Origin of the sequence: Schlesneria sp. (genome assembly GCF_036405755.1) — a bacterium.
Classification (GTDB): Bacteria; Planctomycetota; Planctomycetia; order Planctomycetales; family Planctomycetaceae; genus Schlesneria; species Schlesneria sphaerica.
In genome coordinates this window covers 1-13,867 of record NZ_DASWWZ010000416.1, presented here as the reverse complement: position 1 = coordinate 13,867, position 13,867 = coordinate 1, and the positions used below count along the sequence as shown (strand labels likewise).

The following is a 13,867-nucleotide window of genomic DNA, read 5'->3' as shown; positions in this document are numbered from 1 at the left end:
GTTGCCGGCTGCAATTGCGCAAGACTTTCTGAACGGACAATCATATGGCACCGGATACTACACGGGCTCGGGCCAGGGTTATTACGGCGGTTCTGGTCAGGGGTATGGGGCATACGGATCGGGGTATTCATCTGAATTTGCACCGGGCTATCCCACACTCTCACAACAGAACTACGTCCCTTACCGCGACGACATCGCACCGGTTCGCTCGTATAATTCCTTTGGATCCGGCCGATATGGAGCGACGAGACCAAACTCGATCTTCCAGAACTCCTACAACCAAGGCTACGGTTTTGGGACCGGATATGACTACGGGTACGGCTTCGGTGGTGGGGGTCCTGGGCTCTCTTACGGCGGTCACCATCAGAGAATCGATGGCTTTGGCGGTTCCGGGGATCACTACTACCGCAAGGGCTCTCCGTACAGCCGATTCTAGGATCACCTCCCAGAATCACCGTAGACGAGATTAGCCGTTCGCCGAGGAATCGCCCGAGTTCTGGGCGATTCCCTGCGAGCGGAGCTGATTGCGAAAGAGTGGTGTGAACGTCTCTCCACTCGCCAGTTGACAATCCACCTTCACCCCCGTCCCTTGCACCCCGCCAAATATACTCGCCAGAGCAGCATCTGCCGCATCTCGCCCTGTGCCGATCCGCACCAGCCCGTTCAAGGGAGCCAGTCGGGTTGAATCAAACAACAGCCACTGACCTGCGACATAACATTCAAACAGGGCATGAAAGTCGGGCGGATTAAGCTGGTAGGCGTACCCCGAAAAATAGCGGGCGGGGATGTTCAGAGCCCGACAGAAGGCGATACCGAGATGGGCAAAGTCGCGGCAGACACCCCGGCGTTCCACCACCGTATCATAGGCGGATGTCTGCGAATCGGTGCTGCCTAACGCATATTCAATGTTCGAATGAATCCAGTCATCGATCGCAACCACTTTTTGATAAGGGTCGTTAATCTTACCGAACAGGTCCCAGGCGAGTTTCGACAGTCGATCCGACTGGACGTAACGGCTCGGAAACAAATACGGGATTGCGTTTCGGTCCATCTCCGCGATGGAGACGGGGGGGGCACCTTTTGCAGGTACCAGTTCCGTCGAGCAATCCACTGTTGCGGAATAGCAAATCTCGAGAGTTTGTGCGTTTCCGGTCTGTAACCGGATGAACCGGCTGCTTCCAGCCTCCAGGTAAAACTCTTCATAGTTGACCTGAGGGTTCGTCGTGAGCTTCTCCTCGACGACATATTGCGCGCTGCTCATCTGCGCCTGAATATTTAGAATCAGTGTCGAGGGAAACTTGACGTGATAATTCAACTTTGAGCTGACGTTAAATCGCATGAGCTTCTCAACTTCACTGGGAGGCCAAGTGGGAGGTCACGGAAATCATCCGAGAGCCTGACCAGGATGCACCGCGATCCCCAGGCCCTCAACCTTTTGTCATGCAGATGACGTTCCAATGGCGCGATTTCCTCCACAGTACCCGTTCGACCTCCACCAGGCGAGAACACGGGCGATTGTGGCCGTAACGATCGCAAAACCGAGAGGCAGACTGGATGGATCTGATCCACATTGGATTCCGGCGAGTCTGAGGGGATAATTTCCTCGAGATTCATAGAGAGCTCCCCGTCGCGGACCTATCCAGACTCGGAGCCGGTCAACCTGAATTCCAAGCGTGGCATCAGAATATACCCGGTTCTGAACTCGACATGGCGCTGCGAACTGGCCACTTTGCTATCATTGCTGCAGGTTACCCCCCTCGTCACCGATTCCCTTCGCGGGTCGAGATCATGTCGCTGAGAGCCAACGAGACATCTGCTTCCCCTGCGAAGAAAAGGAAACTCGCTTTCACCGCGCTTCCTCGGTCATTGTCTCAATCGAAACCGAGAACAAAAGAAGTCTCGGCGTCGGTCATCGTCAGTCTCGCGCTGCATGCCCTGGTACTATTTGTCTTGAGCTGGATTTACTTTGACCTGCCGCGGCCGATGCTCCTGGACTCGATCCTGACTCTGGTGGTCGCGGACGAGAAACCTTCCGTCGAAGCCCCGCAACTGGATCTTCCCACAGACGAAGCCGATCTCGCACCCGCCGAAATGGGCGAACTGCTGTCACACCTGGACTTGTCGGAAGATCTGACACAAGAACCGGTGGAGTCCGTTCAGTCCTTATCCACAGACCTGGACGGTGTGGATCGCCCGAAAGTCGTCCAGAATCCTCAGATCGTCGTCCCCCCCATCCAGCGTCCTGCAGCAAAGCGCGTCACCTCCAAGAAACGTACTTCCGGGCGAACAGGAAACGGGGGGCAGGCGGCAGATCCGGGTGAGCATGTGAATCATTTTGTCGGACGAAGCCCTAAATCGCGTGCCGCCCTGGTGAAACGAATGGGTGGGACCGATGCCAGTGAAGCCGCGGTTGCCCGGGGACTGGTCTGGCTCAAGAACCATCAGCGATTCGACGGTTCATGGAACTTCAATCACGCTCACTACCCGGCCTGCGACTGTTCCATGCCGGGCTACATGGACAACAACCCCAATGCTGCCACGGCGATGGCGCTCATGGCATTTCTCGGTGCCGGCCAGACACATGAAGAAGGTGAGTACCAAACCGAAGTTCTCAAAGGCCTGGATTTCCTCATGCAGAATGGGATGGAAGTTGAGTCGGGAATTTGCTTCTACGGAAACCTGGCTGGCCCACCAACCTACTACACACACGGCCTCGCGACGATCGCCCTGAGCGAGGCACTGGCGATGACCGGGGACGCCCGACTCAGACCTGTCGTTACCGGCGCCGTCGAGTTCCTCGTCGCAACCCAGGAACTCGGAGGGGGGTGGCGCTATTATCCGGGTCAGCCGGGGGATACGTCTGTCGTCGGCTGGCAACTTATGGCACTGAAAAGTGCTCAGTGTTCTCGTATCCCGATTCCGCAGCGAGTCTTTTCGGGGATTGATCAATTCCTTGTGGGTGTCTCGTCGATGCGCGGCTCACAGTACGCCTACACACCACAGCGGCGTGACGCTCCCACTCCTTCTATGACCGCCGTAGGTCTGTTAAGCCGGATGTATCTCGAGTGGAAAGACAACGGCAGGCTCGCCGCAGGTGTTCGGCTTCTGGACGAACATGGCCCCGACTACAACGATATGTACTACAACTATTACGCGACTCAGGTGATGCATCACTGGGGCGGCGCTGAGTGGGACCGCTGGAATCTAGTCATGCGCGAACGCCTGATCCGTACCCAGATTCAGGAAGGACATGCCACGGGGAGTTGGGATGTCGCCGACTATCACGGCAGGGGGGGAGGTCGGCTTTACATGACCACACTCGCACTGCTGACGCTGGAAGTCTACTACCGGCACCTGCCGCTATATCAGAAAGATCGAATCGAGATTCCACTCCTCGATAAGACGCAGGTCGACAAGACTCAGGCAGAGCCGAAAACGCCCTGACAAATCCCGGTAGCAGAGGGTCATGAAAACAGGTGCCCCGAGTTCTGCTGCCATCCTTGGACCGAGTCGGTTTCAATCGTCAATCGATGTTCACTTCGAGGGCCTTGACTGAGGCCTCGAGATCTCCTGTTCGAAAAACGGAGATAATCTGTTCGTGTTCTTCGTAGACTTCGATCGGATCCGAATACCGCTTTCGCTGTGTCTGCCAGAAATGCGAGCGGACGCGGGAAATCAACGTCATCCAGATCGCTTCCACATCTCGCTGCTTCGCCCGACGGACGATGGAACGGTGGAAGGCAATATCCTGCTCACCAATTGAAATGAAGTCGCTCGACAGACAGGCCGCTCTCAGCTTCTGGAGAATTTCGTTCCAGATCACGTAGTCAGCTTCATTGATCTCATGAAAGAACGATCGCAGCGCAAAAATTTCGACACTGCGACGAATCGGCACGACCAGTTCCCGGATGGCATCCGGGGGGCGTGAGGCAACTTTGACACCCAGATTCGGTCGCCCCTCCAGCAGTCCTTCCTGAGTCAACTGCTGAAGGGCCTCACGAATGGGAGTTCGACTGACGCCAAATCGTTCAACCAGTTTATTTTCGCTCAAACGTTCCCCTTCCGCGAAACGACCGCAGAGCAGGTCGTTTCGCAGTTGGTCAACGATTTGTTCGCGCAGGCTAAAAACCAGGCCAGCCATTAAATCATCTTTCCGAGCCTTCCAAGGGCTCCGACGAAGGACAAACTCCTGATTACTTTCGTCCTGATTCGGCGATCAGATACTTCGCCACGAAATCTTCATTCAGGGTGACTCCAAGGCCCGGCCCATCCGGTGGGGAAATCCAGCCATCAGTGGCCTGAACTCGCTCATGAGTCAATTCGTGACGCAGTGGCGAGTCTTCCACACAGTCCTCGAAGACAAATGCGTCTCGGCAGGTGCTGAGCCAATGCAGACTTGCTGCAACGGTCACAGGGCTGGTGTAGCAGTGATTGCAAAGCCGTGCACCGATTTCCTGGACACGCTGCTTAACGTAGTCGGCGTCAGTAAATCCGTTGCGTGCCAGGTCGACTTGATAGATGTCGAGAGCTCGAGCTTCGATCAAGGGACGCCAGGCCTCACGACCGCATTCCTCTTCACCCCCGGCAATTGGAACTGGTGAGCGGTCACGCAACCAGCGGTAACCTTCCACGTCTTCAGGTCGCAGCGGCTCTTCCAGCCAGCCGATCCCGTACTGCTCAAACGCATTGGCGCGCTGGAGTGCGGTGCGGGCGTCCCACACACAGCCGGCATCAATCAACAACGTTCCGTCGCCAATTCCGTCCCGGGCCGAACGGACCAATTCGATGTCGAGAGCTTCACTTTGCCCCATTGGCTCCCAGCCGAACTTGATTGCATTGTATCCCGCTGCACGCCAGCGCTGTGCGATCGCCTTGGTCTCGGCTCCATCACGTCCGAACAGAATCGAGGCATATGCCTTGATCCGGTCATGCTGCTTGCCACCCAGCAGGCGATGGATGGGCTGGTTGTAGAGTTTCCCTTTGAGGTCCCACAACGCCATGTCGACAGCGGCCATGGCCGTGATAGTCACCGAAGAACGACCGAAATAGAGCGTGCGGCGATGCATCTTCTGCCAGAGACGCTCGGTCTCGAGCGGGTTTTCGCCGATCAGCAGCTGACGCAGACCGCAGGCGATGTTGTGACTGAAAGGGGCGTCGATAATCGCCTTGACGACTTCAGGCTGAGAATCCGCTTCACCAATCCCTTCCAGACCCGAGTCGGTTTTAATGCGGACAAGCACAGCGTCCTGGCTACTGGCGGTTTTCGCTTCAACGCTGGGGACGCGCAACAACTGGCAGATGACTTCCGTAATTTTCATGTACTAAATCTTATCCGTGGAACAGAAAGGGGTAAGGAAACAAAACAAGATGCAAAAACGTCAACGAGGCAAACTTTTCCCGTCGATGGCCGCCTTAGCGTTTCAAAGCCGCGCCAAGAGTGTCACGAAGTGCATACTGCGCATACGGGAATGGGTACTTGTCAGAGTTTGGTTGCGGGACTGAAAAGGACGATCAGCAAAGGGATCGACCAGCCGACGGATCCGCTTCGAGCCCTGTATCGACGCTTCCATGGGTCGCACTACGTTTTTTGACGCAGCAGTTCGAGACCGAGAAAGCCCCCAACCGAAAGTCGGCTTAACAGCACTGAAGAGCTGGCACAGGCCTGAGTCCGAACAGAACCAGCGGTGGAACGCCGAGACGGCGAGCAGGAATTGTCCCGATCGCGTCCTCACCTGCGGTTGACAGTAAGCCGGCATTCAAATGCTTTCTTTCGGTGCACGCACCCTAATCCGCAAAAGAACCTCAACGCGGTCGACTGTACCGGGACGATGAATATCAACATGCATAAGAATCAACCTCTATGAAGTTGACCGCATATTGTATGCAGGATACTTTATTCATTATGCATCCGTTCACAAGCTCGGCGGGTGGAAATGTCCAACGAATTTTGAAGCTGGGAAGCACCACGTGGGACGACGGACGACCCTGCAGCCGATTTTGAGCTGCATCATCTTGTTCAGCTTCGTCACATCAGGTTGGGGTGCGGATGCGGCTCCCCCCGGCGACCTGCGCAGCCAGACGATCCAGCTCATCAAAAGCCGGTGTGTGAAGTGCCACGGCCCTGCCCAGCAGGAAGGAGGGCTGAGTCTTGCATTACCCTCTGGAATTGCCCGCGGGGGACATTCCGGTATCGCCGTCATCGCGGGAAACCCTGCTGAAAGTCTGCTCTGGCAACGCGTCGAAACCGATGCCATGCCCCCCGACGAACCGCTGACGCAGGAAGAAAAGGAACTGCTGCGTCACTGGATCGCTCAGGGTGCATCGGGGTTGCCCGAATCCGTCTCTCCCGTCGCGGATGGGGACGAGCACTGGGCCTTCCAGAAACTTGTGCCGAAAGAAGTCCCCCCGGTCATTGATGCACCCCGAGTCCTGACTCCGGTCGATGCATTTCTCTTGAAAGAGCTTGAAAAAGCCGGGTTAACGCTGAATACCGAAGCCGATCGGCGCCGTCTCATCCGCCGGGTCAGCCTTGATCTGACGGGTGTTCCTCCGACGCGGGACGAGATCCGGCTGTTCCTCAACGATCCGCATGAGCACGCCTATGAACAGATGGTTGAGAGATTTCTCGCCTCGGCTCGATACGGTGAACGGTGGGGAAAGCATTGGCTCGACGCGGCTGGCTACGCGGACTCCAATGGCTATTTCGGCGCGGATACTGATCGTCCTCTGGCATTCCGTTACCGCGACTACGTCATTCGCTCCATCAATGCGGACAAGCCGTTCGATCGATTCATCATTGAGCAACTCGCCGGAGACGAACTCGCACGAATCGACCGGCGGGAATTTGACGGTTCACCCGAGACGATCGAGTTACTCGAAGCGACCCATTTTCTCCGCAACAGCCCTGACGGGACCGACAGCAGTGACGGGAATGAAGATGAAGTTCGGGCCGACCGCTACGCTGTGCTGGAAGGGGAACTCCAGATCATCGGATCCGCACTTCTAGGAATCACCGTCCAGTGTGCACGCTGCCACGACCACAAATTTGAGCCGCTCCGACAGAAAGACTACTACCAGCTGCAAGCGGTTCTGTTTCCGGTGTTTAACGTCGACAAGTGGGTCACTCCCAACGCCAGACAAGTGACTGTCGGGTCGCCAGAACAGATTGCGGCCTACGAAACGACAATCCAGAAGATCAATGACGAAATTGCAGCCGCTCGCGAGAAATACCGCGAATGGATTCGTGCGAACAGAGAAGCGGGGAAACCCGTATTTCGCGATGACTTCGACGGAGCCGACAGAAAACTGGCTGACACGTGGGCCAATTCTGCACCGGGCGATGCCGCACCGGCGGGGCAACCCGCAGTTAACATCGACTCCACCGACGCCCCGGCCGCGAGGGCTTCTGACGGCCGACTGCAGATCCTCGAGTCCGGTGGCAGTGGTGATCGTGCCTGCAGCACCCGACAAATTTTCGATTGGACACCAGACCAGGAAGGAAACTGGATCCGCGTCACGTTCGATCTGGTGACAGGTGCCGACTACGTCGGTTACCTGATCGCTCTGCGAGATTTCAACGACGCTGAAGATTCTGTGGCGGGTAATATTCTACTGGACGGGGCCGCGTCGGGTGGAGTTACGGTTCACGTCGACTACCCCGGGACCGGCAGCCGCGGTGTGGGATCGATCAGTCAGCAGAAATGCCTCCCTGGCCACAACTACGGAGTGCAGGTGACAAACATGGGTGGCGGCAAGTACCAATTGGCCCATCTCTTCGATGGAGCTGTCGAAACTCAGTCGATCACTCTCACAGAGAAAGACCTGCCCGACGGCGGATTCGGTTTTGAATACTGCTGCGGTCGCAGCTTTACCGTCGACAACGTCCTGATTGAGACCGGTGAGACAACTCCTGATGCACTCGCCTTCCGTGAAGAGCTTGCGAAGCGAGTCGCGAAGAAGCGAGCGGAACACGAGGCAGAGATTCGCCAGATCGAAGCCCGTCGACCCCGTCATCCCGGAATCATCGCAGCCGCGATGGATCTGTCGGCAGAAGCTCCCGAGGTTTACCTGCTGGAGCGCGGGGTCTACAAAAACCGCAGCGAAAAAGTTGACGCTCGTGCGCCGGAAGTGCTGGCAGAGGAGACCAACCCGTCAACGCTGCTGGGGCGGACGCCGGAAGTGACCGGGTCCACCGGAAGCCGTCTGGCTCTGGCTCGCTGGCTGACGCAGCCCGACTCGCGAGCCGCCAGCCTCCTGGCTCGTGTCACAGCCAATCGCTGGTGGCAGCACCACTTCGGGACGGGGCTGGCTCCCACGCCTGAAAACCTGGGATACTCCGGCGTCGCACCGACTCATCCCGAGCTGTTGGAATATCTGGCGAGCGAACTGATTCGGAGCGGCTGGAGTGCAAAGTCATTCCATCGCCTGATCCTCCACTCCGCCGCCTACCGCCAGTCGAGCGTCCCTCACGAGAGGGGCAAGAACATCGACCCATCCAACCAGCTTTTGTGGCGATTCCCGCTGAATCGGATGGATGCCGAAAGCATTCGAGACTCGATGCTCGCAATCGCGGGTGAGCTGGACCTGAGGCAGGGTGGTCCGTACGTGCCCACGGCGCACGATGGGGAAGGGGACGTGGTTGTTAAGGAAACGACGGACGGAGCCTTAAGACGCAGCATCTACCTCCAGCAACGTCGCACTCAAGTGCCGGGGATTCTGGAAGTCTTCGACTCACCGTCGATTGTCGCCAATTGCACTCTGCGGATCCCGACGACCATTCCCCTGCAGTCACTCAAACTTCTGAATTCCGAATTTGTCCGAAGCCGGTCAGCGGCTTTCGCAAAACGGGTCTTGTCCGAAGTGGAAGGACCACTGACACGACGAATTGACTACGCCTTTGAACTGGCGGTTGGTCGGCCTGCCACCTCCGATGAGTCAGCTTTTGCGATCGACTTTCTCGAACGGCAACCTGCTGAATATCCTGGTCAGGCTGATGCGGAGGAACGGGCCTGGGTCGATTTCACAAACCTGTTACTTTCGATCAATGCATTCCTCTACATCGAATAAATATCTGGCCCAGCATCTCAGCGAGTTGATATTGCCATGCACTGCGCCGAACATTTTCTTCCGAATCGCCGAGCGTTCCTGAGCTATTCTGCGGGAAATCTCGGGGGACTGGCTTTGGCCCACCTGCTGAATCAGGAACGGGCGTCAGCGGCACCGTTGGGGAGTTCAAGCTCTCCCTTAGCGCTGGGGACGCACCATCCGGCCCGCGCCGATGCGGTGATCAGCCTGTTTCAGCACGGCGGCCCCAGTCAGATGGATCTGTTTGATCCGAAGCCCGAGCTGACGAAATATGATGGCAAACCATACGAGGGAGACCTCGAGATCCACTTCCCCGGCCAGAAGGGGAACCTGCTCGCCTCGCCGTTCAAATTTGAACCGCGCGGAGAATCAGGAATCGAACTGAGTGACTTGTTGCCGCACACCGCTACGATCGTGGACGACCTGACGCTCATTCGCTCGGTCACAACCGAGTCTGTCGATCATGAATCCGCACTGCGATTGATTCACAGCGGTAAGTTCCAGGCTGGCTATCCCACCTGGGGTTCCTGGGTGACCTACGGCCTGGGTACCGTCAATCAAAATCTCCCCGCGTATGTCGTGCTGACTGATCCGGGGGGAATGCCGGTGGATAGTGTCCGAAACTGGACCGCAGGATGGCTGCCTGCCGCCTATCAGGGAACCGCGTTCCGTCCCGGTGCGACGCCTGTCCCGAATCTTGCGACTCCCGCGGGCATCACCCCGGGAGCCCGCGCAAGGCAACTGGAACTGCTCGAATCGTTGAACAAGACACACCTGCGTTCCTACCCGAACAATACCGAACTCGCGGCTCGTATTAACAACTTTGAAATTGCCGCCCGGATGCAGGCGACCGTTCCGGAAGCACTTGATCTGTCGCAAGAGACAGAAGCAACGAAAGCGATGTACGGTCTCGACAACCCCGCGACGGCGGAATATGGCACCCGATGCCTGATTGCTCGACGGCTCGTCGAACGAGGAGTCCGGTTTGTCCAATTGTTTCTGGCAGGTCAGCCGTGGGATACGCATAGCAATAATGCCGCCACGCTGAAGTCACTGTGCGCCCGCAGTGACCAACCCAGTGCTGCACTCGTACGCGATTTGAAACAGCGAGGCTTGCTTGATCGCACAATCGTGATGTGGGGCGGAGAGTTCGGACGGTTGCCTGTGTCTCAGGGGAAAGACGGGCGAGACCACAACCGACATGCCAATTCGCTCTGGCTGGCCGGAGGGGGCTTTAAGGCGGGCTATTGCCATGGCCAGACGGACGACTTCAGCTACAAAGCGGTTCAGGATGTGGTAACGGTTCACGACCTGCACGCGACACTGCTTCACGCACTGGGCCTGGACCATAAAAAATTGACATACCCGCACAACGGCCTGCCGGGAAGCCTGACCGACATCGCAATTACGAAAGCAGAACTGGAGCCGAGGCTCCTAAGATAGTCGCCGCCACGGGCAGGGGATGGCGGCCCCGCAATACCCAATGAGGTCTGCAGCCAACGCCGCAGCCTTGCGGCCGGTTCCTGACGAGTCCGAAACGTGTCCCCTCATCTTGGCGCGTTTCCTCTTCCCGATCGATGACGTCGGTCACCGGAGGGAATGACCAGATGAACGGTGACGAACTCGTTCCATTTTCTTTCCCAAGGACGGAGCCGTGGAGTGCGAACTCGCCTCTCCCTCACGTCACCAATTACCAATGAACTCAATGGTGTGAGGCCACCCTGGGGCCGGAATTCGAGAAATGACGCCAGGTCCAGCAGTTGCCAACAGTCACAGAGAACGGATCGGATCGATGAAACCTCGCGTTGATGGAGTCGTCGATCGAGCCGTAACATAACTAACAGATGAATCTTACGTTCGATTTCACCTCGTCAGCATGGGGGACGAATAAGTCTCTGCAGAGATTTCCCTCACCGAACAATCGCGATTATGTCGATGGGTGAAACTCTACCGCTTGCGAACATGTGAACGGTGAATTCGTACGTCATTCGTGGTGCACTGGATTTCCTCGTGGAATTCGAGTGGAATGAAATCCGAAATAGGAAGATCACTCCACCGGACCGGACGCCGGGCCTTCGAAGACATGTCGGCCATCAGGAAGCAGGACGTGTTTGCAGGTGGCAACGGGCACTGCGTATGATGCCTGCCCATCGGCAGATTCAACGACAATCTCTCATCTAGACATGGGGAACCGGGTGAATCGCCAATAAAAAAGACTCACCCGGGATTTGAGGAGACAGACGAGATCATGGCAAAGCCTTTGCGAATCGGAATGGTGGGTTACGGGTTCATGGGTCGAACCCATTCCAATGCCTATCGTAAAGTGAACCACTTTTTTGATTCCGAGCATCATCCTGTCTTGAAGGCCGTCTGCGCGCGGGATGCCGAAAAGGTCAAGGCGTTTGCCGATCGCTGGGGGTACGAATCAATCGAAACCGACTGGCGCAAGCTGGTCGAACGCAAAGATATCGACGCGATTGATATCTGTACCCCCAACAACCTGCATCGTGACATTGCCATCGCTGCGGCCGAGAATGGCAAGATGATCCTCTGCGAGAAGCCACTCGCCATGGATACCGCGCAAGGCGAAGAGATGTGCCAGGCGGTCGAAAAGGCCAAGGTACTGAACACGGTCTGGTACAACTACCGCCGCGTTCCCGCCGTCACGTTCGCCAAGCAGTTGATCGATTCCGGGAAACTGGGGCGAATCTTCCACTATCGTGCAAACTTCCTGCAGGACTGGACCATCTCGGCGGACCTGCCTCAAGGGGGCGCGGCCTTGTGGCGGCTCGACGCCGCCGCAGCAGGAAGCGGGGTCACGGGTGACCTGCTCGCTCACTGTATCGATACAGCCATCTGGCTGAACGGTGACGTCAAGAACGTGACTGCCATGACCGAAACGTTCGTGAAGGAGCGTAAACACACGCTGACAGGCAAGGTCGAGAAAGTTGGTATCGACGACGCCTGTACGTTTATGTGCCGGTTTGGAAACGGGTCGCTGGGACTCTTTGAATCGACTCGTTACGCACGAGGCCACAAGGCACTGTACACGTTTGAAATCAACGGCGAACACGCGTCAATCAAGTGGGATCTTCACGATCTGCACCGTCTGCAGTGGTTCGATCACCGTGATGAAGGAAACCTGCGAGCCTGGCGGTCGATCCATATCACCGACGGCGATCACCCCTACATGGGCAACTGGTGGGTACCCGGTCTGCAGATCGGCTACGAGCACACATTTGTTCACCATGTCGCTGATTTCCTGCAAGGTGTCGACAAAGGTGTCTCTGTCTCACCGACCTTCCGCGAAGCCCTGGAAACGCAGAAAATTTGCGATGCTGTGCTGAAAAGTGCAAAGTCAGGAAGTTGGACCGAAGTCGGATAGCGTCCCCTTGGGGCGATGGTATAATGTTGTAGAAGCGATCAGCGTTTCGCTGCATTATGCGATCAACGGCAGCTTCCAATCCTGCCGGAAAAGTGTTCGATGAGGATTCGATCCTGGTGCACTGGGGAGATTCTTCCCGGTCCGTTGGCCATCGATGATGAAGTGAAAATTGCACGGGCGACATCACCGTCGCCCGTGCTTGCTTTTTCCTGTTGATCTGCAGTGCGAGTTGGAGGGGCCCCACTCGCTTCGAAGCGGGCTCTCGCCAACTCAGGTTTTTGAATTTGGATTGAGGAATAGACAATGGAACGGCAGCCAATTTCGCGAGAAGGGTACGAAAAGAAGAAGGAAGAGCTGCGTCAGCTTGAAGAAGTGGAAATGCCCAAGATCGCACAGGCGATTGCAGATGCACGTGATGAAGGGGACCTTCGCGAAAATGCAGAATACCATGGTCAGCGTGAAGCTCAGGGGATGCTTCAGGCGCGCATCAACTCACTGAAATCGACTCTCGCAGACTGCTATATCGTTGATAAATCCAGTCTGCCAAAGGGCATTGTGACCTTTGGCACACGCGTCACTGTCAAAGATCTGAGCGACAACTCGATCGAGCAGTATGAGTTTGTGGGTCCAGGTGAAGAGGACTACACCAGCGACGTTATGAAGATCCTCACCGCCTCACCGCTCGCGACGGCTCTCATGCACAAGAAAGTGGGAGATCGGGTTGAATTCCAGGCACCTCGCGGTGTGACGAACTACGAAATCACCGAGATCGAAGAGACGTGATCGTTTCGCAGTTCCCGGTTTCTCGTGGCGGCACAGGTGCAGCCAGATTGACTCGAACTCGGGCAGTTTGAGGCCGCCTCGATCGTGCGATCCCCCACTTCGGGAACCCCATCGCGAACAGGAAACGAGCCAGCATGCCAACCACACTCAATTAAAGTGCTACGAGCTCACGTTTCCGGAACTGGCGGCCCACCGGCTCGACTTCCCCTCTTATCCCACCCCGCAATCTTCTTGAACCGGCACCACAACATCACAGGGCGAGCATTCGAGTCACTCGCTGACTTCGAAGGATTCGTCGAGTTCTCGCCCTGATGATCATTTTTCGAGCCGTCAGCAGGCGGTTGAGCAAGCCCCTTTGCATGAAGCGCGAATGGGGCGATTCTCGCACCTGAACACGAGCCTGACGAAGCGGAAGGCTCTATGGCGAGGTAACACCCGACAGCCAGCGGTGAAGCCCCGTGGCTCCGTGGCTCCGGGGTGCATGTCAGCTTTTGATTTTTTTGTCTGCGACTCTCGGAGTTTTAGGCGGCCTGGTGAACGGCGATCCGGGTCGCGTATCAAGGTGTCGAGCGAGTCGTTCATCTTCGGAGAGTCCGGCGGCGCGGATTTGAAGAA

General features: G+C 56.7%; 8 protein-coding genes and 1 pseudogene. 6 read left to right on the top strand and 3 right to left on the bottom strand.

The window, feature by feature from the left end:
- Window positions 1-436, top strand: a pseudogene (locus VGE80_RS14290) (hypothetical protein); the annotation flags it as partial.
- Window positions 437-466: 30 nt separating this feature from the next.
- Here the strand turns inward: VGE80_RS14290 and VGE80_RS14285 are convergent.
- The gene (locus tag VGE80_RS14285) at window positions 467-1,339 is read right to left on the bottom strand and encodes a transglutaminase-like domain-containing protein (protein WP_440593137.1); all 873 of its coding nucleotides are present in this window, start codon (window positions 1,337-1,339) and stop codon (window positions 467-469) included.
- A 368-nt stretch (window positions 1,340-1,707) separates the two neighbouring features.
- Between VGE80_RS14285 and VGE80_RS14280 the strand changes: the two genes are divergently transcribed.
- A complete protein-coding gene (locus tag VGE80_RS14280) occupies window positions 1,708-3,444 on the top strand; it encodes a prenyltransferase/squalene oxidase repeat-containing protein (protein ID WP_440593136.1) in 1,737 nt (578 codons plus the stop codon).
- 79 nt (window positions 3,445-3,523) lie between these two features.
- On the opposite strand, the gene VGE80_RS14275 is transcribed toward VGE80_RS14280, so the two are convergent.
- Window positions 3,524-4,141 carry a GntR family transcriptional regulator gene (locus VGE80_RS14275; RefSeq protein WP_373651013.1) on the bottom strand — a complete coding sequence of 206 codons (618 nt, stop codon included), beginning with the start codon at window positions 4,139-4,141 and terminating at the stop codon, window positions 3,524-3,526.
- A gap of 52 nt (window positions 4,142-4,193) precedes the next feature.
- Entirely contained in the window at window positions 4,194-5,318 is a 1,125-nt protein-coding gene (locus tag VGE80_RS14270; RefSeq protein ID WP_373651012.1) for a mandelate racemase/muconate lactonizing enzyme family protein, read from the bottom strand.
- Between the two features lie 649 nt (window positions 5,319-5,967).
- On the opposite strand from VGE80_RS14270, the gene VGE80_RS14265 reads away from it, so the two are divergent.
- The 4 genes from VGE80_RS14265 (at window position 5,968) to VGE80_RS14250 (ending at window position 13,252) form a co-directional block, all read left to right on the top strand.
- Window positions 5,968-9,066 carry a PSD1 and planctomycete cytochrome C domain-containing protein gene (locus tag VGE80_RS14265; RefSeq protein WP_440593135.1) on the top strand — a complete coding sequence of 1,033 codons (3,099 nt, stop codon included), beginning with the start codon at window positions 5,968-5,970 and terminating at the stop codon, window positions 9,064-9,066.
- Between the two features lie 36 nt (window positions 9,067-9,102).
- Complete coding sequence (locus VGE80_RS14260; RefSeq protein WP_440593134.1) at window positions 9,103-10,527, top strand: DUF1501 domain-containing protein; 1,425 nt, start codon at window positions 9,103-9,105, stop codon at window positions 10,525-10,527.
- A gap of 805 nt (window positions 10,528-11,332) precedes the next feature.
- Window positions 11,333-12,469: a Gfo/Idh/MocA family protein gene (locus VGE80_RS14255; RefSeq protein ID WP_373651009.1), complete on the top strand. Its 1,137-nt coding sequence runs from the start codon at window positions 11,333-11,335 to the stop codon at window positions 12,467-12,469.
- Between the two features lie 303 nt (window positions 12,470-12,772).
- Window positions 12,773-13,252: a GreA/GreB family elongation factor gene (locus tag VGE80_RS14250; RefSeq protein ID WP_373651007.1), complete on the top strand. Its 480-nt coding sequence runs from the start codon at window positions 12,773-12,775 to the stop codon at window positions 13,250-13,252.
- The last annotated feature ends 615 nt before the right edge of the window (window positions 13,253-13,867 follow it).

What these genes read in the sequence shown, in the direction of transcription:
- VGE80_RS14285 (WP_440593137.1), bottom strand. Translation starts at nt 1,339, where the DNA reads ATGCGATTTAACGTCAGCTCAAAGTTGAATTATCACGTCAAGTTTCCC.
- VGE80_RS14280 (WP_440593136.1), top strand. Translation starts at nt 1,708, where the DNA reads ATGGCGCTGCGAACTGGCCACTTTGCTATCATTGCTGCAGGTTACCCC.
- VGE80_RS14275 (WP_373651013.1), bottom strand. Translation starts at nt 4,141, where the DNA reads ATGGCTGGCCTGGTTTTTAGCCTGCGCGAACAAATCGTTGACCAACTG.
- VGE80_RS14270 (WP_373651012.1), bottom strand. Translation starts at nt 5,318, where the DNA reads ATGAAAATTACGGAAGTCATCTGCCAGTTGTTGCGCGTCCCCAGCGTT.
- VGE80_RS14260 (WP_440593134.1), top strand. Translation starts at nt 9,103, where the DNA reads ATGCACTGCGCCGAACATTTTCTTCCGAATCGCCGAGCGTTCCTGAGC.
- VGE80_RS14255 (WP_373651009.1), top strand. Translation starts at nt 11,333, where the DNA reads ATGGCAAAGCCTTTGCGAATCGGAATGGTGGGTTACGGGTTCATGGGT.
- VGE80_RS14250 (WP_373651007.1), top strand. Translation starts at nt 12,773, where the DNA reads ATGGAACGGCAGCCAATTTCGCGAGAAGGGTACGAAAAGAAGAAGGAA.